Origin of the sequence: Acidovorax sp. sic0104, assembly GCF_019219095.1 — a bacterium.
Lineage (GTDB): Bacteria > Pseudomonadota > Gammaproteobacteria > Burkholderiales > Burkholderiaceae_C > Acidovorax.
On the sequence record NZ_JAHUWH010000012.1, the window covers coordinates 15,971 to 40,372 of the forward strand.

27 protein-coding genes are annotated in these 24,402 nt (G+C 69.4%); 13 read left to right on the forward strand and 14 right to left on the reverse strand.

Annotation, left to right across the window (positions count from 1 at the left end):
• The first annotated feature begins 144 nt into the window (after positions 1–144).
• Genes KW835_RS18430 through KW835_RS18440 form a run of 3 tightly spaced genes read left to right on the forward strand, consistent with a single transcriptional unit; the run spans position 145 to position 3,780 of the window.
• Entirely contained in the window at positions 145–612 is a 468-nt protein-coding gene (locus tag KW835_RS18430; protein WP_218385095.1) for a (2Fe-2S)-binding protein, read from the forward strand.
• On the forward strand, positions 609–2,738 hold the full coding sequence (locus tag KW835_RS18435) for a xanthine dehydrogenase family protein molybdopterin-binding subunit (protein WP_255593645.1): 2,130 nt from the start codon (positions 609–611) through the stop codon (positions 2,736–2,738). The genes KW835_RS18430 and KW835_RS18435 overlap by 4 nt, the downstream gene beginning before the upstream one ends.
• Before the next feature lie 28 nt (positions 2,739–2,766).
• Positions 2,767–3,780, forward strand: coding sequence for a helix-turn-helix transcriptional regulator (locus tag KW835_RS18440; RefSeq protein WP_218385097.1), 1,014 nt, complete (start codon positions 2,767–2,769; stop codon positions 3,778–3,780).
• A gap of 64 nt (positions 3,781–3,844) precedes the next feature.
• Here KW835_RS18440 and KW835_RS18445 read toward each other — a convergent pair whose 3' ends face one another.
• Entirely contained in the window at positions 3,845–4,363 is a 519-nt protein-coding gene (locus KW835_RS18445) for an Rrf2 family transcriptional regulator (RefSeq protein WP_218385099.1), read from the reverse strand.
• Between the two features lie 92 nt (positions 4,364–4,455).
• Between KW835_RS18445 and ytfE the strand changes: the two genes are divergently transcribed.
• Together ytfE and KW835_RS18455 are read left to right on the forward strand one after the other, a co-directional pair.
• Positions 4,456–5,202, forward strand: coding sequence for an iron-sulfur cluster repair protein YtfE (ytfE, locus tag KW835_RS18450; RefSeq protein WP_218385101.1), 747 nt, complete (start codon positions 4,456–4,458; stop codon positions 5,200–5,202).
• Positions 5,203–5,219: 17 nt separating this feature from the next.
• Positions 5,220–5,666, forward strand: coding sequence for a group III truncated hemoglobin (locus KW835_RS18455; RefSeq protein WP_218385102.1), 447 nt, complete (start codon positions 5,220–5,222; stop codon positions 5,664–5,666).
• A gap of 6 nt (positions 5,667–5,672) precedes the next feature.
• Here the strand turns inward: KW835_RS18455 and KW835_RS18460 are convergent, their stop codons facing one another.
• The 4 genes from KW835_RS18460 to KW835_RS18475 all read right to left on the reverse strand — a co-directional run bounded on the left by KW835_RS18460 (position 5,673) and on the right by KW835_RS18475 (position 6,984).
• Positions 5,673–5,849, reverse strand: a complete 177-nt coding sequence (locus KW835_RS18460; RefSeq protein WP_218385104.1) for a LiaI-LiaF-like domain-containing protein — start codon at positions 5,847–5,849, stop codon at positions 5,673–5,675.
• A 63-nt stretch (positions 5,850–5,912) separates the two neighbouring features.
• Complete coding sequence (locus KW835_RS18465; RefSeq protein WP_218385335.1) at positions 5,913–6,146, reverse strand: DUF3820 family protein; 234 nt, start codon at positions 6,144–6,146, stop codon at positions 5,913–5,915.
• Positions 6,147–6,157: 11 nt separating this feature from the next.
• The gene (locus tag KW835_RS18470; RefSeq protein ID WP_218385106.1) at positions 6,158–6,520 is read right to left on the reverse strand and encodes a translation initiation factor Sui1; all 363 of its coding nucleotides are present in this window, start codon (positions 6,518–6,520) and stop codon (positions 6,158–6,160) included.
• A complete protein-coding gene (locus tag KW835_RS18475; RefSeq protein WP_056169461.1) occupies positions 6,517–6,984 on the reverse strand; it encodes a DUF2721 domain-containing protein in 468 nt (155 codons plus the stop codon). Before KW835_RS18475 ends, KW835_RS18470 begins: the two co-directional genes overlap by 4 nt.
• Positions 6,985–7,160: 176 nt before the next feature.
• Here KW835_RS18475 and KW835_RS18480 point away from each other — a divergent pair, with 176 nt between their 5' ends.
• Positions 7,161–8,450 carry a DEAD/DEAH box helicase gene (locus KW835_RS18480; RefSeq protein WP_218385107.1) on the forward strand — a complete coding sequence of 430 codons (1,290 nt, stop codon included), beginning with the start codon at positions 7,161–7,163 and terminating at the stop codon, positions 8,448–8,450.
• A gap of 39 nt (positions 8,451–8,489) precedes the next feature.
• On the opposite strand, the gene KW835_RS18485 is transcribed toward KW835_RS18480, so the two are convergent.
• Positions 8,490–8,828: a DUF6172 family protein gene (locus tag KW835_RS18485; RefSeq protein ID WP_218385109.1), complete on the reverse strand. Its 339-nt coding sequence runs from the start codon at positions 8,826–8,828 to the stop codon at positions 8,490–8,492.
• 90 nt (positions 8,829–8,918) lie between these two features.
• Between KW835_RS18485 and KW835_RS18490 the strand changes: the two genes are divergently transcribed.
• Positions 8,919–10,202, forward strand: a complete 1,284-nt coding sequence (locus KW835_RS18490; RefSeq protein WP_218385110.1) for a sensor domain-containing diguanylate cyclase — start codon at positions 8,919–8,921, stop codon at positions 10,200–10,202.
• Between the two features lie 54 nt (positions 10,203–10,256).
• On the opposite strand, the gene KW835_RS18495 is transcribed toward KW835_RS18490, so the two are convergent.
• The 3 genes from KW835_RS18495 to KW835_RS18505 all read right to left on the reverse strand — a co-directional run bounded on the left by KW835_RS18495 (position 10,257) and on the right by KW835_RS18505 (position 12,445).
• Positions 10,257–10,460 (reverse strand): hypothetical protein, encoded by a 204-nt coding sequence (locus KW835_RS18495; protein ID WP_218385111.1) that lies wholly within the window; start codon positions 10,458–10,460, stop codon positions 10,257–10,259.
• 32 nt (positions 10,461–10,492) lie between these two features.
• Entirely contained in the window at positions 10,493–12,109 is a 1,617-nt protein-coding gene (locus KW835_RS18500) for a methyl-accepting chemotaxis protein (protein WP_255593647.1), read from the reverse strand.
• Positions 12,110–12,241: 132 nt separating this feature from the next.
• Positions 12,242–12,445 carry a hypothetical protein gene (locus KW835_RS18505; protein WP_218385114.1) on the reverse strand — a complete coding sequence of 68 codons (204 nt, stop codon included), beginning with the start codon at positions 12,443–12,445 and terminating at the stop codon, positions 12,242–12,244.
• On the opposite strand from KW835_RS18505, the gene KW835_RS18510 reads away from it, so the two are divergent.
• Together KW835_RS18510 and KW835_RS18515 are read left to right on the forward strand one after the other, a co-directional pair.
• A complete protein-coding gene (locus KW835_RS18510) occupies positions 12,429–14,018 on the forward strand; it encodes a CYTH and CHAD domain-containing protein (RefSeq protein WP_218385116.1) in 1,590 nt (529 codons plus the stop codon). The two genes, KW835_RS18505 and KW835_RS18510, sit on opposite strands and share 17 nt — an antisense overlap.
• Positions 14,019–14,051: 33 nt before the next feature.
• Entirely contained in the window at positions 14,052–14,777 is a 726-nt protein-coding gene (locus tag KW835_RS18515; RefSeq protein ID WP_370633645.1) for a 3'-5' exonuclease, read from the forward strand.
• Between the two features lie 108 nt (positions 14,778–14,885).
• Here KW835_RS18515 and KW835_RS18520 read toward each other — a convergent pair whose 3' ends face one another.
• Positions 14,886–16,949 carry an NADPH-dependent 2,4-dienoyl-CoA reductase gene (locus tag KW835_RS18520; RefSeq protein WP_218385337.1) on the reverse strand — a complete coding sequence of 688 codons (2,064 nt, stop codon included), beginning with the start codon at positions 16,947–16,949 and terminating at the stop codon, positions 14,886–14,888.
• A gap of 98 nt (positions 16,950–17,047) precedes the next feature.
• Here KW835_RS18520 and KW835_RS18525 point away from each other — a divergent pair, with 98 nt between their 5' ends.
• Entirely contained in the window at positions 17,048–17,671 is a 624-nt protein-coding gene (locus KW835_RS18525) for a TetR/AcrR family transcriptional regulator (protein WP_218385118.1), read from the forward strand.
• A 188-nt stretch (positions 17,672–17,859) separates the two neighbouring features.
• On the opposite strand, the gene KW835_RS18530 is transcribed toward KW835_RS18525, so the two are convergent.
• Positions 17,860–18,102, reverse strand: a complete 243-nt coding sequence (locus KW835_RS18530) for a SlyX family protein (RefSeq protein WP_218385120.1) — start codon at positions 18,100–18,102, stop codon at positions 17,860–17,862.
• A gap of 142 nt (positions 18,103–18,244) precedes the next feature.
• Entirely contained in the window at positions 18,245–19,444 is a 1,200-nt protein-coding gene (locus KW835_RS18535; RefSeq protein WP_218385121.1) for a PLP-dependent aminotransferase family protein, read from the reverse strand.
• A 132-nt stretch (positions 19,445–19,576) separates the two neighbouring features.
• Between KW835_RS18535 and KW835_RS18540 the strand changes: the two genes are divergently transcribed.
• On the forward strand, positions 19,577–20,053 hold the full coding sequence (locus tag KW835_RS18540; RefSeq protein WP_218385122.1) for a GyrI-like domain-containing protein: 477 nt from the start codon (positions 19,577–19,579) through the stop codon (positions 20,051–20,053).
• A gap of 38 nt (positions 20,054–20,091) precedes the next feature.
• Here KW835_RS18540 and KW835_RS18545 read toward each other — a convergent pair whose 3' ends face one another.
• Both KW835_RS18545 and KW835_RS18550 read right to left on the reverse strand, forming a co-directional pair.
• Positions 20,092–21,078 (reverse strand): tripartite tricarboxylate transporter substrate binding protein, encoded by a 987-nt coding sequence (locus tag KW835_RS18545; RefSeq protein WP_218385124.1) that lies wholly within the window; start codon positions 21,076–21,078, stop codon positions 20,092–20,094.
• A gap of 68 nt (positions 21,079–21,146) precedes the next feature.
• The gene (locus tag KW835_RS18550; protein ID WP_218385125.1) at positions 21,147–22,649 is read right to left on the reverse strand and encodes an amidase; all 1,503 of its coding nucleotides are present in this window, start codon (positions 22,647–22,649) and stop codon (positions 21,147–21,149) included.
• Between the two features lie 96 nt (positions 22,650–22,745).
• Here KW835_RS18550 and KW835_RS18555 point away from each other — a divergent pair, with 96 nt between their 5' ends.
• On the forward strand, positions 22,746–23,708 hold the full coding sequence (locus KW835_RS18555) for a LysR family transcriptional regulator (protein ID WP_218385127.1): 963 nt from the start codon (positions 22,746–22,748) through the stop codon (positions 23,706–23,708).
• A complete protein-coding gene (gene nth, locus KW835_RS18560) occupies positions 23,705–24,343 on the forward strand; it encodes an endonuclease III (RefSeq protein WP_218385131.1) in 639 nt (212 codons plus the stop codon). Before KW835_RS18555 ends, nth begins: the two co-directional genes overlap by 4 nt.
• The last annotated feature ends 59 nt before the right edge of the window (positions 24,344–24,402 follow it).

The following is a 24,402-nucleotide window of genomic DNA, read 5'->3' on the forward strand; positions in this document are numbered from 1 at the left end:
TTAAACATAGCAAATGACGCTTGCCACATAAGCGCTGCAGGCATTTTCATCTAAGAAAACGCGCCACCAACCTGGCGCGGATCTTCAAGACCGTCTCCCGCCGCATCCGGACACTGTGCGCACCACATGCCACAGGAGCGCCGGATGCATATCACCATCAATCAACAGCCCCACGCCGTCCCCCCCGGCTGGGAAGACGAGCCGCTTCTGTGGCTGCTGCGCGAGCCCCTGGGCCTGGTGGGCACCCGCTTTGGCTGCGGCGTGGGCCAGTGCGGCGCCTGCACCGTGCTCGTGGACGGCACCGCTCAGCGCGCCTGCCTGCTCACCGCCCGGGCGCTGCCGGCCGGCGCGGCCGTCACCACGGTGGAGGGGCTGGCTGCTGCCGATGGCACCCTGCATCCGGTGCAGCAAGCCTGGCTGGATAGGCGCGTTCCGCAGTGCGGCTACTGCCAGAGTGGCCAGATGATGGGCACGGTGGCCCTGCTGCGCGCCACGCCCCGCCCCACCGACGCGCAGATCGATGCCGCCATGGCGGGCCACCTGTGCCGCTGCGGCACGCAGCACCGCGTGCGCGCCGCCATCCATCAGGCGGCGGGCAAGGTGGCGCCATGATGCGGCGGCGCCGGTTTCTTGCCGCCGCGGGCGCAGGGGTGCTCACGGTCACGCTCGCCGGGTGCTCGCTGGTGCCGGTGATCCCCAAGCGCCCCACCTCTACCGCCGACGATGCGCTGGGCTGGATAAGGCACGAGGACGGCCGCTACACCCTGTGGCTGCCCAGCACCGAGATGGGCCAGCAGGTCAGTGCAGCACTGCAGGGCCTGGCCGCCGCCGAGCTGGGCGTGCCGCCCGCCGACGTGCACCTGCGCCTGCCCGCCACCAGCGACATCGCCCGCGTGCGTGCCACGGTCGGCAGCGCCAGCGTGCAGGACTTTGCCCTGCCCCTGGCACGCGCATGCGCGACGCTGCGCGAAGCCCTGGCCCATGGGCAGGCCAGCGGCACGCTCGCCGCGCGCGACATTCCGGCCAGCGCACTGCGCAGCCTGCAGCCGCGCACCGGCCCACCGCAGCCACCCGCCCCCGGCCAACTGCAGGCCATCGTCACGGGCCAGCCCCTGTTCGCGAGCGACACCCGCCTGCCAGGGCCGCCGGGCATGCTCTATGGCCGCGTGCTGCGCGCCCCGGTATCGGCCGAGCTGCCATCGCGCCCTGCCGCCTTCGACGAGGCCGCAGCGCGTGCGGACCCAGCCTGCGTGATGGTGGTGCAGAGCGCGCTGCTGCAGCAGATGAACAGCCTGGGCCTGGGTATCGTCGCGCGAACGCCCGCAGCGCTTGACCGCATCGAGGCGGCGCTGGCCGTGCAGTGGCAGGTGGACGGAGCCTTCGAGCAAGCCCACGTCGACGAGCGCATCGACATCGACCGGCATCTGCAGCGTGGGGGCTTGCAGCACACCTTGCGCAAGGACAGCATCGCGGATGATGGAACCGCAGGCGCACCCTGGACACTGGACCTGCGCATGGACATCCCGCTGGCCGCCCACGCCCCCATCGAGCCGCGCAGTGCCACCGCCCGTTGGACCGCCACGGACAGCGCCGGCCCCACCCTGCAGGTGTGGGCGGGCACGCAGGACATGTTCTACATCCGCGACGTGCTCGCCCGCCAGTTCGGCCTGGATGCGGAACGCATCACCGTACAGGCCTGCCGCGTGGGCGGGGGGTTCGGCGGGCGCACGCTGTGCACCGTGGAGCTGGAGGCCGCCGTGCTCGCGCAGGCGGCAGGCGCCCCGGTCAAGGTGCAGTGGAGCCGCGCGCAGGAATTTGCCCAGGGCTTCCAGCGCCCGCCCTCCAGCCACCGCATCCGCGCCCGTGTGCAGGACGGCCGCGTGACCCACTGGTGGCACGCCTTTGCGAGCAGCCACATCCTGTTCACGCCTGCGGCCATGCCGGTGTGGATGCAGAACCTGGCCGACCTGGTGGGCGACAGCGGCGTGGCGCGCGGCGCGCAATTGCCCTACGACGTGCCCCGCCAGCGCATCGAGTTCACCGCCAGCCGGCTGCCCGTGCACACCGGCCCCTGGCGCGGCCTGGGCGCGGGCCCCAACACCCTGGCGGTGGAAAGCGCCATGGACGAATGCGCGCGCCTGGCGGGCGCCGACCCGCTGGCCTGGCGCCTGCGCCACTGCACCGACACGCGGCTGGCCAGTGTGCTCACCCAGGTCGCCCACCAGTCGCGCTGGAGCGACCGGCCCCGCAGCGACGACACCACCCTGCGCGGGCGCGGCATCGCAGGCGGCATCTACAAAGGCGTGAGCTATGCCGCCGCGGTGGCCGACGTTGAGGTCCACCGCGCCACTGGCCGGGTGCGCGTGACGGCCCTGTGGTGCGCCCACGACTGCGGGCTGGTATTGCAGCCCGACGGCGTGCGCGCGCAGACCGAAGGCAACCTCGTGTGGTGCCTTGGCATGGTGCTGCACGAGCAGGTGCCGGTGGCACGCTCGGGCGTGGCCGCCGCCACATTCGCCGACTACCCACTGCCGCGCATGGGGGACGTGCCGCCGCTGCACGTGCACCTGGTGGAAAGCCGCGAGGCCCCGACCGGCGCGGGCGAAACCGCCATGGTCGCCGGTGCCGGAGCGCTGGCCAACGCGCTGCGCGATGCCACCGGCACGCGCTTCACCCGCCTGCCTGTGCGCAGTGCGGACATACAGGCCGCGCTGTCCGCTCCACCCGTGACGCGCTGACCACAAGGACTGGGACACAATCCGCCCGATGCAAGACTTTGCCAGCGCCGCCATGGTCCGCCTGCTGGTGCGCGCCCTGCACCCGCACGGCCTGGCGCCGCCTCCCGGGCTTGACGCCTGGCGCGACGGCCCGCAGGGCAGCCACGTGCCCCTGGCCTGCAAACGCGCCGTGGTGCAGGCCATCCTGCAGCACGGGGGGCCGGCCATGCTGTTGCGGCTGGCCGGGCGGGTGGACCTGCTGCAGGGCGACCCTGTTCACCGGGCATTGATCGGCGCGGCGGACATGCCCGCGCTGCTGGCCCGCTGGCAACGGTTGGAGCGGTATGTGCATTCTCGCCACCAGGTCAGCGTGCTGGACCTGGGGCCGCGCCACATGGCGCTGCGCCACCACGCACGTGCCGGTATTCCCGAGCCGCCCCAGCCCACCGAAAGCCTGGCCGTTCTGGGCGTGTTGCTGGGCACCGGGCGCATATTGGGGGTGCAAGGCCTGAGCGTCGAGTGGACCGGCGCCGGCACCCTGCGATGGCAGGCCGACACACCCGCAGGGTTCGACGCGGATTCCGCGCTGACCGCATCGCTGGCGCAGCCCATGGCCAATGGCAGCGCCGGGAATTGGACGCTGCGCTGGCACGCCACCCGCCAAAGCCCGAGCCTTGCCATGCCGCACCGCCCTGGGTTCCAACAAGCCACCTCCGGCCTGTGCGACGCCCTGCCCTGGCCCGCCCTGGCGCACCAGCTTGCCCGCCATGTGCTGCATGACCCGGCGGCCCCGCACACCGTGGACGCGCTGGCACGGCACGCGGGGCTGGCGCGCCGCAGCCTGCAGCGGGCCTTGTCAGGCAGTGGCCTGAGCTGCCGCAGCATCGTGACCGAAGCCCGCGCCCGCGCGGCCGCGCAGTGGCTGCTGCAGGGCCACCACGGCCTGGCCGAGATCGGGTTTGCCTGCGGCTTTGCGGACCAGCCGCACTTCACGCGGGAGTTCGCGCGCCATGTGGGGCTGACCCCGGCGCGCTACCGGCAGGCCTTCACCGGCGCAGCGTGATCGACCGCCAACGCTTCAATTTTCATAGCAACAGATCAATACAGGCAAGCGACCGCAAGGATTTTCATTCGAGGTACGGCAGCGGCAGCCCTGCCACCAGCTGCGCCGCACGCCGCGCCGTGCCGGCGCGCGGCGCGGCCACGGTGGACACCGACCCCGCGCCCGTGGCGGGCGCCTGGCCCACCATCAGGTCCGCCAGGGTCACCCGGTCCAGCTCTGCCAGATAGGCCTGCATGGCGCGCCCGAGCACGCCTTTCAAGCGGCAGTGGCTGCTCAGGCGGCAGCGGTTGGTCTCGGGGTCGAAGCACTCCACCAGGTTGAAATCCGTCTCGGTGGCGCGCACCACGGCGCCGATGTTGATCTCGGACGCCGGGCGCATCAGCCGCATGCCGCCGCCGCGCCCGCGCGTGGTCTCCAGCAGGCCCTGGGCGCTGAGCTGCTGCACGATCTTCATCAAGTGGCTGCGTGATATGCCATAGCCCTCGGCCACCTCGACGATGGTCACCGGCTGCTCGCGCCCCTCGGTGGCAGCGCAGTACATCAGCACGCGCAGCGTGTAGTCGGTCCATTGGGTCAGGCGCATGGAATTTGCCCCAGGTCAATCAAAAGATACATAGCGGCTGAATTTTATTGGATAAAATATTCACAACAAATGAATCTTTAAAAAGGACCACCATGAACGCCCGTGCAGACCATCTGGACATCGCCCCCACCGCCACGTTCGTGCCAAGCGCAGACCAGCAGATCGGCCAGATCGCCGTGCAGTTGCCGGGCGCCACGGCCGTATTCCGTCGGCTCAAGCTTGATTTCTGCTGCGGCGGCCAGGTGCCGCTGGCACAGGCTGCAGCCGACAGGGGCCTCGATGTGTCGGCCGTGCTGGCCGAGCTGGCAGCCCTGCAGCGCAGCGACGCCGCACCCGAAGCCACCTCGCCCAGCGCGCTGATCGACCACATCCTGGCGCGCTACCACGAGGTGCACCGCGCCCAGCTGCCCGAGCTGATCCGCATGGCCCGCCGCGTGGAGGCCGTACACCGCGACAGCCCCGACGTGCCCGCCGGCCTGGCCGACCTGCTGGAAGACATGCATGAGGAGCTGCTCTCGCACATGCGCAAGGAAGAGCAGGTCCTGTTCCCCCTGATGAAGGCCGGCGGCAACCCCTTCGTGGCGCAGCCCATCAGCATGATGCGCGCCGAGCACGTGGACCACGGCGCAGCGCTCGACAAGCTCAATGCGATCACCCATGACGCCACCCCGCCGCTGGGCGCCTGCAACACCTGGCGCGCGCTCTACGCCGGCATCGCACAGCTGAACGACGACCTGATCAGCCACATCCATCTGGAGAACAATGTGCTGTTCCCGGCCTTCGAAGGCGGAGCTGCCGCGTCGCAGGGTTGCGGCTCATCAGGCTGTGCGTGCAGCTGACAGGGCACACTGCCGCCATGCCGCGCACACCATCTACCCCTGCTGCGCCCACCGCCGTGCCCAGCCCCGACAGCATCACGCGGCTGGTGCACGGCTTCTATGCCGACGTGCGCGCCGACCCGCTGCTCGGGCCGGTGTTCGAGAAGGCCCTGCACGGCCACTGGGACGCCCACCTGCAGCGGCTGGTGGACTTCTGGAGCACGGTGGCACTGGGCACGCGCAGCTTCAAGGGAGACGTGTTCGGCAAGCACATGGTGCTGGAAGGCGTCACCCCGGCGCACTTCGCGGCCTGGGTGCGCCTGTGGCAACAGCACACCAGCGCGCTTTTCACGCCCGAAGCCGCCCTGCAGCTGCAGTTGGCGGCACACGGGATTGCGCGCAACCTGTTCAGAGGCTACTTCGGCGAAGCGCCGCCTTTCGAGACCGCCCCGGACGACGGCGGCCACGGACACCTTCGCGGCTGAGAGCGCCTACTTGTCCTTCTTCGAGCCCGGCGTGAAGAACAGCGCCACGCCCACGGCAATCAGCGCCACGGGCCACCACACGCGCAGCAATTCGCGCAGGCTGATGCTGATGAGCCCCAGGTTGGTCAGCAGAAAAAACACGCCCAGCACGACCAGAACGATCGCAGCGATATTGCCCTTCATGTGCATTCCCTCGGAGTTGTTGGTGTGGTCCGAGCGATTATGGCGGCGGCCCGGGCGTTGCGGCTACCGACCGGGGCGCACTGTTGCTGCGGCGCGCAACGGCGTGAGCAGGTCGGACAGGCCGTTGTGGTCGATCTCATGCATCAGCGCCAGCAACTGACCCAGCTCGCCCTTGGGAAAGCCCTCGCGTGCAAACCAGTTCAGGTAGTTGCCCGGCAGGTCGGCCAGGAGCGTGCCCTTGTGTTTGCCATAGGGCATCGGCATGCTGACCAGGCGCTGCAGCCTGTCGGGGTCGATGGCGTGCTGCATCAGCCGCCCGCCCGCTTGACCTTGTGGCCCAGCTTCTGCAGCGCGGCCATCACGCGCTCCACGTGATCGCCCTGCACTTCGATGACGCCATCCTTCACCGTGCCGCCGCTGCCGCAGGCAGCCTTGAGCTGTTTGCCTAGCTGATCGAGCGCGGCCGCGTCCACCAGCACACCCTTGACCAGCGTCACGGCCTTGCCGCCGCGGCCCTTGGTCTCGCGCGAAACGCGCACGATACCGTCGCCAGCGGGCAGCGGCTTGTTCTGCTGGCAGGTGCACTGCGCCACGGGCTGGCGGCAGCCGGGGCACATGCGGCCCGCGTCGGTGGAATAGACCAGCCCGCCCAGGTCGGCAAAGGACTTCATCGCTTGTGCTCCACTTCGTTTTGCAGCATGTGGAAGTCCAGCAGGCGCGTGGCCAGCAGCGTTTCGGTGAGAAAGCACACCAGTGCCAGCAAGAACGACGCCACCCCCGCCAGGAACCCCGCCACCGCCAGCCGGTTGGACTGGAAGTTGGTCGTCTCGCCCAGGAACAGCAGGATGATGGTGATACCGATGAGGAAGGCGCAGAAGGTCAGCAGCCCGATGCAGCCGTTGGCCAGCCGCCCGCGCAGCCGCAGGTCGGCCAGCTCCTTGTAGGCGCGGGCCAGGAACTCGGGCTCCGTGTTGGCGCGTGCGCGGTCTTCCACCACGCGGGCGCGGTCGATGATGCGCGCCAGGCGGCCGGCCACGGCGCCGATCATGCCGGACACGGCCGTGAGCAGGAACACGGGGGCTACCGCGAGCTGGATGCCGTGGGTGATGTTGGACGGATCGAGGGTCAGGGCCATGGAAGCAATCGGGAAGAACGCGAGGAAGCAGGCGCCCGATTATCGGTGCGCGGCGCACCCCTGGCCACCCGTGAGGCGGCGCGGCAACGCGACTGCGGCGACAATGGGGCCTTCCCGTCACCCACGCAGCGCCAGCGGCCCCGCCGCCCGTGCGTCTGCCCTGCGCGTTCCCGCCCATGCCCTTTGCTTCCCTCGGCCTGTCCCCGGCCCTCGTCCACGCAGCCCACCAGCTCGGGTTCTCCGTGCCCACGCCCATCCAGGCCGCCGCCATCCCGGCCGTCCTGCAGGGCTCAGACGTGCTGGGCGCCGCACAGACGGGCTCGGGCAAGACGGCCGCATTTGCGCTGCCGCTGCTGCAGCAACTCCAGCTGAGCGCCACGGGCGGCCCCCGCCGCGTGCGCGCCCTGGTGCTGGTGCCCACGCGCGAGCTGGCCGCACAGGTGGGCGAGGTGCTGCGCAGCCTGGCCCAGCACCTGCAGCAGCCGCTGAAGGTGGCCATCGTGTTTGGTGGCGTGTCCATCAACCCCCAGATGATCGGCCTGCGCGGCGGCGCCGACATCGTGGTGGCCACGCCCGGGCGCCTGCTGGACCTGGTGGAGCACAACGCGCTGCGACTGTCCGCCGTGGCGCACCTGGTGCTGGACGAAGCCGACCGCCTGCTGGACCTGGGATTTGCCGACGAGCTGCAGCGCGTGCTGGCGCTGCTGCCCGCGCAGCGCCAGAACCTGTTCTTTTCCGCGACCTTCCCGGACGCCGTCCAGGCGCTGGCCGACGGGTTGTTGAAGTCGCCCGTGCGGGTGGAGGTGCCCCACACCCCGGGCAGTGAGCCCGCCATCGAGCAGCGCGCCATCGCGGTGGATGCCAGCCGGCGCACGCAACTGCTGCGCCACCTGGTCAAGCAGCACGAATGGTCCCGGGTGTTGGTATTCGTGGCCACGCAGTACGCCGCTGAACATGTGGCCGAAAAGCTCTACAAGGCCGGCATCTACGCCTCGCCCTTCCACGGCGGGCTGAGCCAGGGCGCCCGCAACCAGGTGCTGCAGGAGTTCAAGGACGAGCGGTGGCAAGTGGTCGTGACCACCGATCTGGCCGCACGCGGCATCGACATCGCGCAGCTGCCCGCCGTGGTCAACTATGACCTGCCGCGCTCAGCGGTGGACTACGTGCACCGCATCGGCCGCACGGGCCGCGCGGGGGAAAGCGGTGTTGCGGTGAGCTTCGTGACGGCGGATGCCGAGGCGCACTTCCGCCTGATCGAGAAGCGCCAGCACCTGAGCCTGCCGCGCGAGCATATCGCAGGCTTCGAGCCCAGCGAGGCCGCCCAGGGCCCCGTACCGGACGTGCAATCACCGGCTGGCACCGGCGGCATCAAGGGCAAGCGCCCGAGCAAGAAAGACAAACTGCGTGCAGCTGCCGCTGCATCCACGGGCTCGCCGGGCGCAGGCCCCGATACCGGCAAAGCTTGAAAAAGTGCCCCGGGCAGACAGGGGCACCCGGGTAGGGGTTCAGGCCTCGTCGCCCACGTCGCCGTCGTCGCCATCCTCGGGTCCGGCACCCGCAGGCCGCGCCTTGCGCTGGGCGGGCCTGGCCAGGATTTCCACATAGAACTGCGGGCCACCCTCGGCAGCGACTTCGTTGATGCGCTCGGTCAGCGCTGAAAGGTGCACCACTTCGGCGGTTTCCTGGGTGCGGCCGAAGCGGCAGTCGAAGTCCCAGTAGTCGGCGCCTTGGGGCAGATCACGGCGGCGTTCGCGCTTGATGTACTTGCGGATTTCGTGCTTGACGGCGTCCAGGATGCGGTCGGGGTTCTTGCCTTCGGCGTGGAGGGGGAAAGTTTTTCTCATGGGTGATGGTAGCGCCCCTGACACAAATCCATTTCCAGGCAAAAACCCCGGTGCCACAATGGCGCATTACGTTTGGTGACTGCCACATCCATGCCCCACGACATCGACCTGCTGCAAGCACTGCCGGCGGCGGTACTGGTCACCCAGAACGGCGTCGTCCGCTTCGCGAATGCAGCAGGGGCGCAACTGCTGGGGTTTACGGAGCCGGACAGCCTGCGGGGGCAGATGCTGGCCCACTTCGTGCACCCGCTGGACCAGCGGCGCTCTCACCGCCGCGTACAAGAGGTTGCCGGTGCGGAACAGGCCGGGCGGCCCAACAAGGCGTCGGAGTTCAGGGTGCGCACGCTGCAGGGTCACCTGCGCATGGTGCTGGTCAGCAGTGTCGCTATCGACTGGCACGGCGGGCCCGCAGTGCTGATGACTGGCATGGACATGACGCACCAGAGCGAGATAGAGGCCGAGCTGCGCGAGAGCGAGCAGAACTTCCGTCGACTGTTCGAGACCATGCAGGACGTTTACTACCGCACCAACGCCCAGGGCGTGGTGCAGCAGGTAGGCCCTGGTGTGCGGCGCGTGCTGGGCTACGAGCCGCACGAGATCGAAGGCCGCACTGCCGAGTCCTACTATCCGCACAGCTCCGACCGCGACGCGTTCAAGGCCGCAATCCTCGCGCATGGCGAAGTGTCGGACTTCCCCGGGCAGATGGTGCGCCGCGACGGGCAGGTGATCGACATCTCCATCAGCAGCCACGCGCTGTACGACCCTGCGGGCAACTTCGCGGGCGTGGAGGGGATCTACCGCGACGTCACACAGCGCAAGAACCTGGAGCGCGAACTGCAGCGCCTGGCCACCACCGACATGCTCACCGGCATGGCCAACCGCCGCGCATTCCTTGAATGCGCCGAGTCGGTGTACGCGCACTCCCTGGGCAACGGAGAGCCGCTCACCCTGCTGATGCTGGACCTGGACCACTTCAAGTCCATCAACGACCGCTTCGGCCACCTGGAGGGCGACCGCGCGCTGGTGGAGTTCGCCCAGGCCGTCAAGAGCCAGCTGCGCGCGAGCGACGTCGTCGGACGCCTGGGTGGAGAGGAATTCGGCGTGCTGCTGCCGCTCACGGCCATCGAAGAAGGGCTGGAGGTGGCGGCGCGCATCCTCGCCAGCATCTGTGCGCTGCGGCTGACCGACGATACCGGCCAGGCCTACGGCATCACCGCCAGCATGGGTCTCGGAGCCTTCCGGCACACCGACCGCAGCCTGCGCGATGCACTGGACCGTGCGGACCAGGCGCTGTACCTGGCCAAGCACCGGGGCCGCAATCAGGTCGCCTCACTGGAGCCCACCGGGCCGCAGCCGCAAACGCCCACTGGTTGACCGCCCCCCGCCTGCGGCAGACCCCGATGCAGGCGACCAAGCCGACGACCCACATCAGACCCGCAGGCGCTCCTGCTGCAGGTTCCACAGGCAGGCCGCGATGCGCAGCAGCATCTCCATCACGTGCTCGGCGCCGCCGTGCGACAGCTCCAGGTCGTCGATGATCATGGCCAGTTGCGCGATGGCGTCTTCGGGCGTGGCGGCGCCGCCCGTGTGTGCGATCTCTGCAATGGCGATGAGTACGTCCGTCCGGTTCATGGGGATGGGCGCGGGGGGGTCGGCGCGGGTGTTCACCGGGGCGCCATGGACAGCCGGGGCTGCGCTACGGCGTCCGTGCTGGCCAGGCGCAGCGGCTCGTCGCCGGCCGCGCCGGCCTGCGGGCCCAGCTGAAACTGGCGGATCACGTCCAGCAGGCGCCGCGCCTGGTTTTTCATTCCGGCGGAAGCCGACGAGCTATCGTCCACCAGTGCCGCATTCTGCTGCGTGGCCACATCGAGCTGGCGCACGGCCTCGCCGATCTGCGCGATGCCCCGCGCCTGCTCCTGGCCCGCGCCCTGGATCTCGCTGATCAGCTCCACCACCTGGTCCACATGGCGCACGGTGTTGGCTACGCGCTCGCCCGCCTGGCCGACCAGCGCGGAGCCGCGCTCCACACCCCGCACGCTGGCGGTGATGAGGCCGCGGATTTCACGCGCCGCAGTGCTGCTGCGCTGCGACAGGCCCCGCACCTCGCCGGCCACCACCGCAAAGCCGCGCCCCTGCTCGCCCGCGCGGGCCGCCTCCACAGCGGCGTTGAGCGCCAGCAGATTGGTCTGGAAGGCGATGTCGTCGATGACCTTGATGATGTCGGTGATCTTGCGCGACTGGGCGTTGATCTCCTGCATGGTGGCGATGACGTCCTGCATCACGCTGCCGCCTTCGTTGGCGACCTTGCTGGCCTCCTGGGCCAGCCGCGTGGCGCGGCCGGCGTTGTCGGTGTTGTGCTGCACGGTGGCGGTCAATTGCTCCATCGATGCGGCCGTCTCCTGCAGGCTCGATGCCTGCACCTCGGTTCGGCGGGCCAGGTCCTCGGCACCGCCTGCGATCTGCACCGCATCCCGGGCCACGGTCTCGGTGCTGTCGCGCACCTCGCTGATCACGCGCACCAGCTGGCCGTTCATCTCGCGCAGGGCGCCCAGCAGCTCGGCCGTCTCGTCGGTGCCCTGCACTTCGATGCGCGCGCTCAGATCCCCGCCGGCCACCGTGCGCGCCACGGCCACGGCCTGCTGCAGCGGCCGCGAGATGGACCGGGTGATAACCACCGCCATCGCGGCGCCCGCCAGCAACGCCAGCGCGGTGGCGGCCAGCATCCACACATGGATGGTCTCGCTCATGGCGCGTGCGGCGCCGAATTCCTCGGCCGCCACGCGCACCTGCAGTTCCACCAGCCGCTGCACGGCGTCCTGAACCTTGGCTGCGTGGGGTCGGATCTGGTTGATGTAAAGCTCGGAGCCATCGTCGTATTTGCCGCCCACCAGCGCGGCGGCGGCGGGGATCAGCCCCTGGTCGAGATAGGTGGCATTGGCCTGGGCGAACACACGGGCCAGCGCGTCTTCTTCTGCGCCGAGCGGCTGTGCGGTGTAGGTCTTCCACAGGGTACGGATGCGCTCCAGGTTGGCCGTGAGCGCCGCGTGGGTGGCCTGGTTGGCGGTGCCAGGGTCCATGAGCATGTCCATCACCAGCATGCGGTTGCGCTGCGTGAGGTGGCTGATCTCCGCCAGCACGCCCAGCGGCACCGTGCGGTCGCCATACAGCGCCGCGCTGCGCTCGGTCAAGCGCTTGGCGCCGCTGATGCCGCCTGCGGCCAATGCCGATAGCAAGAGCAAAAGCACCGCGAACGCCAAGGCCAGGCGGGTGCCGATTTTCATGGTCTGCAGCATGTGAACTTTCTGATCGACCCGGCGGGCCGGCAGCCTTGGGATGCGGCTACCCGTGCGACATATCCGCCGGTGCGCAGATACTATTTGTTTCAAATGACAAAATCATGACTTGGCATATATTCACACGCCATTTAATCCATTGAAAATAATTTCAATATCTTTATTTTGATTATCTGCAACCCGCAAAAGCCACCGCACCCGCGCATCCAGGTCGCTTCGGATCCGGCACAGGCCGCAGCTCAACGGCCAACGCCTGGCCAGCACCGCACGCCCCGATAATTCGAACACAGCGAAAATACCGGGCACCATGGAAATCGAATTCAAGTTCTGCATTCCCCCAGCACAACTGGCCGCAGTCACCGCCGCCGTTCGCCGCGGCCGGCACACGCCCATTCGCATGGAGGCGCGCTATTTCGACACGCCCGATGCCGCCCTGTCGTCGCGCGGCATCGCGCTGCGCCTGCGGCGTGAGGGCGACCGCTGGGTTCAGACCGTGAAGGCGCTGGGCGACGGCCCGCTGGACCGCCACGAGCACAACGTGGAGCGCGGCCCGGCCAGCCCGGCTGGCGCACCCGCACTGCAGCCCGGACTGCATGCGGGATCGCCGGCCGGAGACATCCTGGTGCGCGCGCTGCAGGGCGCGGCCGGCCCCCTGGCAGAAACCTACGGCACCGAGATGGACCGCATCACCCGCGACATCCGCTTTGCCGGGGGCATGGCCGAGCTGGCGCTCGACACCGGCCGCGTGGTGGCCCGCCGGGGCACCCCGCAGCAGCAGGAGGCCCGCATCTGCGAACTGGAGTTGGAACTCAAAAGCGGCCCCGTGGCCGGCCTGGCCCGGCTCGCCGACACCTGGGCGCAGCAGCACGGCCTGGTGCTGAGCACCATATCCAAGGCCGAGCGCGGAGAACGGCTGCTGGCCCCCCAGTGGGTGCGCCCGGCGGTGTCGGCACGCCCGCTGCGCGCGGGCAGCGCAGCGCCGTTGTTGCTGGATGCGGCCCACCTGCAGCGCGCCGTGCTGTCCCACTGCCTGGTGCAGATCCTGGGCAATGCCAGCGAAATCGTCGAAACCACGCTGCCCACCACCGACCTGGCCGAGCACGTCCACCAGCTGCGCATCGGCATCCGCCGCCTGCGCACCGCGCTGCGCGAGTTGGACGCCCTGGCCCCCGGGCGCTTTGCCCCGCACTGGGAGCCCGCGCTGCGGGACGTTTTTCAGCGCCTGGGCAGCCTGCGCGACCGCGAGCAGATCCTGCGCGCCATCAACGCCGAACTGCGCGATGCGGGCGCACCGGCATCGCTGCTGATGCCGCTGGGTGATACGCCAGAGCATGCCGCGGCCGACATCGTGCGCACACCGGCGTTCCAGTCCGCGCTGGTCGATCTCATGGGCTTCACGGCCGACAAGGCGGAGCCCACCGACGGCGCACAGGCCCTGCCCCCGAAGGACGTGCGCCGCACGCTCCAGAAGAAGCTGCAGTCGCTGCGCACCCAGGTGCTCGACGACGGGCGCCGCATCGACACGCTGGCCGCACCCGCGCAGCACCGCCTGCGCAAACGCCTCAAGCGCCTGCGCTACCTGGCGGAGTTTCTGGTGCCCGCCTTCGATGGCGACGAGGGCGATGCCTTTTTGCAGAGTCTGCGCCCCGCTCTGGCCGCGCTGGGCCGGCTGCACGACGAACGCGTGGCCAGCGACCTGTACACCGAGATCGCCACCCGGGACGCCCGCGCCTGGTTCGGCGTGGGCTGGCTGGCGGCCCGGCGCCAGCGCACCACCACGGTCAGCCGCAAGGCCCTGGCGCGCATTGGCGAGGTCCCGCGCCTGCGCAAGGCCAAGGTACCGAAGGCCTCCAAGGCAGCGAACGCAGCAAAGGCGGCAAAAGCGCACAGAGCCTGACCGGACCACCGGGCACCGGGCACAATGCCCCGCATGACGGCCTCCACCCCACCCCGGCGCGCAGGCGCGCGCGGGCAGACCCAGACCCCTGCCCCCTCTCCAGCCGCCACCGCCCCCCACGGCCGCTCACACCACCGTGCCATCCCCGGCAAGGAGCAGATCGCGCTGCTCGACGTCTTCGAGCGGCTGGGCACGGACCGCATCACGCTGGTGCGCACGACCGAGCAGGCCGACCGGGCGCGCGAGGCGCTGTGCGCCGCCACGGCCTGGGGCTTCGACACCGAATCCAAGCCCACCTTCGTGCAGGGGGAAGCGTCGGACGGCCCGCACATCGTGCAACTGGCCACGCTGGACCACGCCTGGGTCTTTCAGCTGCAGGACGCAGGTTGCCGCGCGCGTGTGGCCGATCTGCTGGCGCTGCACGGCGTGACCAAGGCAGGTTTTGGCCTGGGCGACGACACCAAGCGCATCAAGGCCAAGCTGGGCGTGGAGCCCGCCGATGTGCTGGAGCTCAACACCATGTTTCGCCAGCGCGGCTACCGCAAGGACATGGGGGTGAAAGCCGCCGTGGCAGTGCTGTTCCACCGGCGCTTCCTCAAGTCCAAGAAAGCCGCGACCTCCAATTGGGCCAATGAGCGCCTGACGGAGGCGCAGGTGCTCTACGCGGCCAACGACGCCTGGGCCGCGCTGCGCGTGTTCCACGCACTCCAGGGGTCTGAAGCCCCCATAGCAGACGGAGAGGACAAGCGTTCGCTATAAAAATGAGAGCCACTCGCGCTTAACCAGCAAGAGACCGAGCCACTTTTAACCTTAAAACTGCGGCCTGACGCTTGCCGGATGCACCCGCGGGCCGCAACCCAGGCCCGCTTACAGCCGCGCAGCCAGCCGCGCCGCCTGGTCGATGGCGCGCTTGGCATCCAGCTCCCCTGCCTCCAGCGCGCCGCCGATCAGGTGTGGCTTGCGGCCCTGGGCCTGCAGCGCCTGCGCCAGGCCGGCCAGGGGCACCTGGCCCGCGCACAGCACCACGGTGTCGCAGGCGATCCAGGTGGGGTCCTCGCGCTTCTCGCCGTACGACACCAGCAGGCCCTCGTCGGCAATGCGCTCGTAGTTCACGCCACCCACCATCTGCACGTCCTTCATCTTGAGCACCGTGCGGTGGATCCATCCCGTGGTCTTGCCCAGGCCGCCACCGAGCTTGCCCTTCTTGCGCTGCAGCAGCGTCACTTGGCGCGCCGGCGGCATGGCGTGCGGCCCGGCGGGTGCCAGGCCGCCGCGCGCCTGGGCGGGGTCCGTGATGCCCCATTCGGCCTGCCACGCGCTCACGTCAAGCGTGGTGGACGGGTGCTCGCCGTGGGTCAGGAACTCGGCCACGTCAAAGCCGATGCCGCCCGCGCCGATGATGGCCACGCGCTCGCCCACGGGCTTGCGGTGGCGCAGCACGTCGATGTAGCTCAGCACCTTGGGGTGGTCCTGCCCGGGGATCTGCGGGTCGCGCGGCAGCACGCCCGTGGCCACCACCACTTCGTCGAAGCCCGCCAGGTCCGCCGCCTCCACCGCGCGGTTCAGGTGCAGTTGCACGCCGGTGTCCTCCACCCGCGTGGCCAGGTAGCGCAGCATCTCGTGGAACTCCTCCTTGCCAGGAATCACCTTGGCCATGTTGAGCTGGCCGCCGATGGCCGGCGCCGCGTCGAACAGGTGCACCTCGTGCCCGCGCTCGGCCGCCACCGTGGCCGCCGTCAGGCCAGCAGGCCCCGCGCCCACCACGGCAATGCGCTTGCGGGCCGACGGTGTGGCGATGGGGCGGTAGACGAGTTCGGTCTCGTGGCAGGCGCGCGGGTTGACCAGGCAGCTGCTGGTCTTGTTCTGGAACACATGGTCCAGGCAGGCCTGGTTGCAGGCGATGCAGGTGTTGATACGGTCGGCCCGGCCCTCGGCAGCCTTGTTCACGAAGGCGGCGTCGGCCAGCAGGGGCCGTGCCATCGACACCATGTCGGCGCAGCCATCGGCCAGCACGGCTTCGGCCACCTCGGGCGTGTTGATGCGGTTGGAGGTGACCAGTGGCGTGGCAATGCCTGCCGCCGCGAACTCGGCCTTCATCTTCTGCGTGACCCAGGCAAACGCCGCGCGCGGCACGCTGGTGGCGATGGTGGGCACCCGCGCCTCGTGCCAGCCGATGCCGGTGTTGACGATGTTCGCACCGCCCGTGGCGACGGCCTTGCCCAGCGTGACGATCTCGTCCCAGCTGCTGCCGCCCGGGACCAGGTCGATCATCGACAGGCGGTAGATGATGATGAAGTCCGGCCCCACCGCCTCACGCATGCGGGCCAAAATTTCCACCGGCAGGCGCATGCGGTGGCTGTAGTCACCGCCCCAGGCGTCCTGCCGCTGGTTCGTGGTCTGCGACAGGAACTGGTTGATGAAGTAGCCCTCCGAGCCCATCACCTCCACGCCGTCGTACCCCGCCTCGCGCGCCTTGACGGCGCAGTTGACGAACGCGCGGATCTGGCGCTCCACCCCGCGTGCCGACAGCGCAAACGGCGTGAACGGCGATATGGGCGACTGCAGGCGCGAGGGCGCCACGGCCAGCGGGTGGTAGGCGTAGCGGCCCGTGTGCAGGATCTGCAGCGCGATCTTGCCGCCCGCTGCATGTACCGCATCCGTCACGACCCGGTGACGCCGGGCCGCGCCCGAGGTGGCCAGCGTGCCAGCGAACGGCTTGGCCCAGCCGGCGATGTTGGGTGCAAAACCGCCGGTCACGATCAGGCCCACACCGCCCTCGGCCCGCTCGCGGAAGTACGCCGCCATGCGCGACAGGTCGCGCCCGTCTTCGAGCCCCGTGTGCATGGAGCCCATCAGCACGCGGTTCTTGAGCATGGTGAAGCCAAGATCAAGCGGCGCGAGCAGGTGCGGGTACAAGGCCGCGCCGGGCATGGCTGCAGAAGAGGCTGTGGGTGCTGTGAAAGAGGAATGCATGGAGGCCATCGTGGACTAGAAATGTTTTCTAGAACTTTATTCTAGAATCGAGTGCCATGGCAAGCCGCACTTCCCCCACCCCGCCCACCGAAGCCACTGCAGACCGCCGCCAGGACATCCTGAGCGCCGCCCTCGCCTGCGCGGCCGAAGGCGGTGTGGACGCCGTCACCATCGACGGCGTGCGGGCCCGGTGCGGCGCCAGCGTGGGCAGCATTTATCACCACTTCGGCAACCGCGACGGCATCGTGGCGGCGCTGTTCTTCGACATCTTTCACGATCAGTCACGCAGCGTGCAGGCGCAGCTCGATGCCTCGAGCGGCGTGGAAGCCGGTGTGCGCGCCCTGGTCACCGGCTATCTCGACTGGGTCGTGGCGCAGCCCGAGCGGGCGCGCTTCTTGTTCCAGGCCCGGGGCGCCGTGGCGGCCGGCCCACGCTCGCCCGACCTGGCCGAGGTGGCCCGCCGCCGCAACCAGGCCCTGGTGGCCTGGTTCGAGCCGCAGCGCCGTGCGGGCGCGGTGATGGACCTGCCTTGCGAGCTGATGCCCTCGCTGGTGATGGGGCCGGTGCAAAGCTACTGCCGCGCCTGGCTGTCCGACCGCGCCGGCACGGGCACGCTGCCATCGCCCGAGACGTACCGCAGCGAGCTGGCAGCGGCAGCGTGGCGCGCGGTCAGGGTGTAAGGCGCAACGCCTCCGATTTCGCCATCCGATACCCAAAGACCGTTCACGCTGAGCTTGTCGAAGCGCCGCGCAAGGCTTCGACAGGCTCAGCCCGAACGGTGGTGGGTGGTGTCACGCGCCCTGTAAGCGTCGTCGATCAAATCGGTCATTGGCTGACAACTCGTGCTGCCACAGAGCCCAGCGACCGGTCAGTAATGCGGCGGCAGTTCGTCGCGCAGGTTGCGCGGCGCCGCCGTGCCGCCGCCTTCGGGCACCTGCCGGCGCAGCTGGATGACTTCCTGCGCCAGCCGGTCGATCAGCTCCTGCTGGCGGTAGATGGTCATGTTGAGCTGGTCCAGCAGGTCCTCGGTGAAGCTGGCCTTGATCTCCAGACTCTCCAGCCGCTCGATGATGCGCCGCTGCTCAGGACTGGGCTCAGAGGTAGATTCCATAGGTTTCCAATACAACCGTGAACTCATTGGTGGGCACCGCCCTGCCAGCAACCGCCGCGCAAGGGCCGCCCCGCCGCGCTGGCGGTGTCCCCCTTCCCGGATTGCAAAGCAATTCGAGAGAAGGGGGAAGGCGCGAAGCGACTCAGGGGGTTGTCACCGCTTGCCCCAGGCGCGCCACGCCTTCGCGGATCTTTGCCACGTCGGCCGTCGCGAACGACAGGCGCAGTGTGGCGTGGTCGGGGTTGGCGCAGAAGAACGGCGTGCCGGGCACGAAGGCCACGCCCTTTTCGATGGCGCGCTTGGCCAGCACATTGCCGTCGGCCACCTTGCCGCCCGCGCCGGTCAGGCGCGCCCACACGAACAGGCCGCCCTGGGGCTGCACGAACTCGATGGCGTCGCCCAGGTCCTTGCGCAGCGCATCGCCCATGGCCTGGGCACGCTCGGCGTACACCTTGCGCACGTTGGCCAGGGTGGCGGGCATGCGGCCGGCCTTGAGGTACTGCGCGGCCGTGGCCTGTGCGAAGGTGCTGGTGTGCGCATCGCTGAACTGCTTGCACATGGTGGCCTTGGCCAGCAGCTCGGCCGGAGCGATCATCCAGCCCACGCGCAGGCCGGGCGAGAGCACCTTGCTCAGGCTGCCGCAATGCACCAGCAGCTCGCGACTGCCGGGCACGCTGGCCGACAGGTTGAGCAAGCTGGGGGGTGGCGCATCGCCAAAATACAGGTCTCCGTAGGGGTCGTCCTCGACGATCAGGGTGTTGTGCTTCACCGCCATTTCCAGCACGGCCTTGCGGCGCTCGGCGCTCAGCATGGCGCCGCTGGGGTTGCCGAAGGTGGGGATCAGGTACACGAACTTGGGCTTGTGCTCGGCGATCAGCTTTTCCAGCTCGTCGGTCTTCACGCCGTTGGCGTCGATGGGTGCGCTGATGAGTTCGGCGCCGTACAGGCGAAAGCACTGGATGGTGGCCAGGAAGGTCGGGCCTTCCACGATGACCTTGTCGCCGGGGCTGATGAGCGTCTTGCCCAGCAGGTCCAGCGCCTGCTGGCTGCCGGTGGTGACGATGAGGTTGTCGGCGGCGACCGCCGTGGCGCCCTTGGATGCCATGAAGGCGGCCAGCTGCTCGCGCAGCGGGTTGTAGCCCTCGGTCGCGCCGTATTGCAGTGCGGCGCCGGGTTCTTCGGCCAGCGCGGCGTTGCTGGCAGCACGGATGCCATCCACATCGAACATCGCGCTGTCCGGGAAGCCGCCCGCAAAGCTGATGATGCCGGGCTTGCCCAGCAGCTTGAAAAGCTCGCGGATGGCGGAGGTTTCTACATTGTTCAGGCGGTCGGCGAATTGCATGGCGTCAACAAGGTGGGTGGCGAAGAATCTGCCATTGTCGCCAATTGCCGAGCAGGTTTCCTGCGACGGGCAAGGTGTTTACGATGCAAGGCGCCGCGTTGTCGGCCACCACCCGCCTGAAAGACCTGCCCCATGCCCCTCGAAATCCGCCAATTGCCCCGCATGCGCCTGGCCTACATGCGCCAGACCGGCCCCTACGGCCCGTCGCTCACGCACCTGTGGGACCGCTTTGGCCGGTGGTGCCAGGCCCATGGCCTGGCCGAGCCGCGCCCCAAGTACTACGGGATCAGCCTGGACAACCCCGCCTGCACCCCGCCCGAGCAGTGCCGCTACGACGCCTGCGTGCAGGTCGGCGTGGGCTTGCGCACGGGCACCGAGGCGATGGTGCAGGACTTTGCGGGCGGCGACTACGCCTGCCTGCAGTTCGTGGGCACCGGGCCGGAGATCGGCGCGGCCTGGGCGGGCATGATGGCCCCGGGGCAGATCCCCGCGGGCTGGGAAGTGGCCGCGCGGCCGGCGGTCGAGGTGTATGACGAGCACTTCGCCGTCAACCCCGCCACGGGCGCGTTTGCCTGCTGGCTGTGCCTGGCGGTGCAGCGCAAGGCCTGAGCAAGCCCCCCCCGCGCCCCAGCGCGCCGCCTTCTTGTTCAATCGACGCGGATATCCGCCCGCGCCGCCACGGCGCGCATCAGCGGCAGCTCGCGCTCGATGCGGGCGCGCAGCGCGTCGCCGTTGCCCCAGGCGGGGGTCATGCCGATGTCCACCAGCTTCTTCTTGAACTCGGCGGACGCCATGGTGTCGGCCAGGGCCTTCTCCAGCTTCTTGTGCACCGGTGCAGGCAGCCCGGAGGGGGCGACGAACGCGAACCACGAGCCCATGTCGAAGCCCGGGTAGCCGCTCTCGGCCACCGTGGGCACGTTGGGCAGCAACGCCAGGCGCTGCGGGCTCAGCACGGCGATGGGCTTGATCTTGCCGGCCTTGATGAGCGGGGTGGATGCCACCACCGTGTCCACCGCCAGCTGCACCTGCCCGCCCATCAGCGCAGTCAGGTTGGGCGAGCTGCCGTTGAAGGGCACGTGCAGCATCGGAAAGCCTGCGGTGGCCTTGAGCATCTCGGCGCCGAAGTGCACCGACGAGCCCGTGCCGTAGGACCCGTACGAGAACTTGTCCGGCGCGGCCTTGGCCTGCGCCACGATGTCCTTGAGCGTGCTGCCCTGCACATCGTTATGGGCCACCAGCAGCAGCCCCATGTCGGCCACCATGCCAATGGGCGTGAAGCTGCGCACCGGGTCGTACGGCAGGTTGGTGCGGATGGCGGGGTTCATGGTGAGCGTGGTGTTGGCGCCCAGCAGCAGGGTGTAGCCGTCGGCCGGTGCCTTGGCCACCAGCGACGCGGCCACCACCGTGCCCGCGCCCGGCCTGTTTTCGACCACCATCGGCTGGCCCAGCCGCTCGCCCATCGCCGTGGCCAGCAGGCGCCCCAGGATGTCCGTGGCACCGCCGGGGGCGAACGGGACGACCAGCTTCACGGGCCGGTCGGGATAGGTCTGCTGCGCCCACGACACGGCGGGCGCTGCCAGCACGAATGCGCTGGCCAGGAGACACGATACGAAGCGGGAGCGCGGCAGGGACATGGGGGGTTCTCCGGTCAAAAAATGCGTGAAGGGCGGGATGGCGAAACGATGGGGAAAAACAGCGCGCATCAACCCAGCAACGGGCTCGGCACCCGGGCATGGTCGCTGGCCTGGTCGTATGCATGGCCGATCTGCAGCACGGCCGCATCGGCCTGCGCCGGGCCGATGATCTGCAGCCCCGCCGGCAAGCCGCCGGGCCCGAAGCCCGCAGGCGCAGCCAGTGCGGGCAGGCCGGCCATGGTGGCGGGCACGACGGTTTCCATCCAGCGGTGGTAGGTGTCCATGGTGCGGCCACCCACCGCATGCGGCCAGTCCAGGTCGGCATCGAACGGAAAAACCTGCGCAGCCGGCAGCACCAGAAAGTCGAACTGCTCGAACAGGCCGCGCAGCACCTGGTACCAGGCACTGCGAACGCGGGCCGCGTCGTACACCTGCAGGGCCGACAGGCGCACGCCGCGCTCGATCTCCCACACCGCCTCGGCCTTGAGCAGTGCGTGCGTGTCCGGGTTGCGGTACAGGGCCGCATTGGCCCCCGCCACGCTGAAGCTGCGCAGGTCGATCCAGGCGCTCCACAGCTGTGCCATGTCGAACGCAGGCACCACGGATTCCACCGCGCAGCCCACCGTGCGAAAGTGCGCGAGCGCCTGCTCGCAGGTGGCCAGCACGCCGGGCTCGGTGGGCAGGTGCCCGCCCAGGTCGCCCAGCCAGCCGATGCGCGCACCGCGAAAGTCGCGCTCCAGCGGCTGCCCCAGCAAGGCAATGTCCTCGTGCCGGCGCGTGAGCGGCAGCCGCGCATCGAAGCCCGCCTGCACCGACAGCAGCAGCGCCAGGTCCGGGATGTTGCGCGCCATGGGGCCGGCCACGCTGAACTGCTGGAAGAACACCTCTTCGGTCGGGCCGTGCGGCACCAGGCCGAACGAGGTGCGCAGCCCGTACACGTTGTTGAACGCCGCCGGCGTGCGCAGCGACCCCATCATGTCCGAGCCGTCGGCCACCGGCAGCATGTGCAGGGCCACGGCCACCGCCGCCCCGCCGCTGCTGCCGCCCGCCGACACGGCCGGGTCGAACGCATTGCGCGTGGTGCCGTACACGGGGTTGTAGGTGTGCCCGCCCAGCCCGAACTCGGGCGAGTTGCTGCGGCCGATGAACAGCGCGCCGCCCGCGCGCATGCGCTCGAACACCACGGCGTCGGTGGTGGACACCTGCCCCGCGAAGATGGGTGAACCGCGCGTGGTGACCATGCCGGCGGCGGGCATGATGTCCTTGGGCGCCTGCGGAAAGCCGTGCAACGGCCCCAGGCTCTGGCCACGCGCCAGTTGCGCATCGCGCTCCGAGGCCTGGGCGCGCAGCACGTCCCGGTCTGCCAGGGACACGAGCGCATTGACCACGGGGTTCAGGCGGTCGACCTGTGCCAGGTAGGCGTCGAGCACCTCGGCGCACGACACGTCGCGGGCGTGGATGGCGCGCGACAGGCTGGTGGCCGTGTGACCGACGATGCCGCCCGGTGCGCTGCAGCTCTGGGCAGGCTGCGCGGGTGTGGTCGATGTGGCGGAGCTGGAGGATTGTGTCATTTGCAAGTCAGCATAAGCAGCCCCTTGCGTTTCGACAATCGACGATTTCTGAGGTTATCGTTGCGTTTTACGCAACCCACACCCCAAGGCGGCCCCATGCTTTCGACCCGGCTTCAGGACACGGCACTGCGCTACTTTCTGGAGGTCGTGCGCAGCGGCTCGGTCAGCGAGGCCGCCACGCGCCTGAACGTGTCGCCCTCGGCCGTGAGCCGGCAGGTGGCCGCGCTCGAAGACCTGCTCTCCGTGCCGCTGTTCGAGCGGCGCCCGCGCGGCATGGCGCCCAGCGCCGCTGGCGAGCTGCTGGCGGCCTACGCCCGGCGCGGCGCGCTGGAGGCGGACCGCGTGGTCTCGGACATAGCTGCGCTGCAGGGTCTGCACACCGGGCTGGTGCGCGTGTGCAGTTCCGCCGGTTTTGCCATCGAATTCCTGCCCCGGGTGATGGCGCAGTTCCGCACGCAGTACCCCGGCATCCAGTTCCACCTGCGGGTGGTCAGCCCCGCGGCCGTGACCACCGCCGTGCTCAACGGCGATGCCGACATCGGGCTGACCTACAGCCGCTCGGCCGAGCGCGATATCACCGTGCAGCACCGGCAGGCATCACCCGTCATCGCCATCATGCGCAAGGATCACACGCTCGCGCGTTTCGCGTCGGTCACGCTCGCGCAGATGCATGGCTACCCCATCGCCCTGCCCGAGCGCGACAACACGGTGCGCCAGCTGTTCGACATCGGCTGCAGCCAGCGCGGCCTGGTGTTCGAGCCCGCGCTGGTGTGCAACCACTTCGAGACCCTGATGCACTTCGTGCTGCACGGCGGCGGACTGTCGATCTCGGGCGAGGTCACGGTGCGCGACCGCGTGCTGCGCGGTGAACTGCACGCCGCGCAGATCCGCGAGCCCGGCATGGGAGCGCGCCATACCGAGCTGCAGACCCTGCACGGCCGTACCCTGCCGGCCGCCGTGCGCATGTTCCTGGAATTCCTGCGCGGCCAGCTGCGGGACAATGCGGCGGCACCACCCGTGCCGTCCAGAAAAAAGACATCCCCACCCAAATACAGATGAAGACCTCCGACATCGAGCCCTTCTTCGCCACCCTCAAGGCGGCCAACCCCATGCCCAACACGGAGCTGGAATACACCACCCCGTTCGAGCTGCTGGCCGCCGTGCTGCTGTCTGCCCAGGCCACCGACGTGGGCGTGAACAAGGCCACGCGCAAGCTGTTCCCGGTGGCGGGCACGCCCCAGGCCATACGGGACCTGGGCCTGGAAGGCCTGGAGAGTTACATCAAGACCATCGGCCTGTACAAGAGCAAGGCCCGCCACCTGCTGCAGACCTGCCAGATCCTGGTGGAGCAGCACGGCGGCCAGGTCCCCCGCACCCGCGAAGCCCTGGAGGCCCTGCCCGGCGTGGGCCGCAAGACGGCCAACGTGGTGCTCAACGTGGCGTTCGGCCAGCCCACCATGGCGGTGGACACCCACATCTTCCGCGTGAGCAACCGCACCGGCCTGGCCCCGGGCAAGAACCCGCTGGCCGTGGAGCTGCAGCTGATGAAGCGCGTGCCCGATGCATACGCCGTGGATTCGCACCACTGGCTCATCCTGCACGGCCGCTACGTGTGCCAGGCGCGCAAGCCGCACTGCTGGGAATGCGTGGTGGCACGGTATTGCGATTTCGAGCCGAAGGTGATGGCGCCTTGATCCATCCGGCCTGCCGCTACAGATTCGATAGCTGCTGACGCATACCAGTCAAGCGGTAG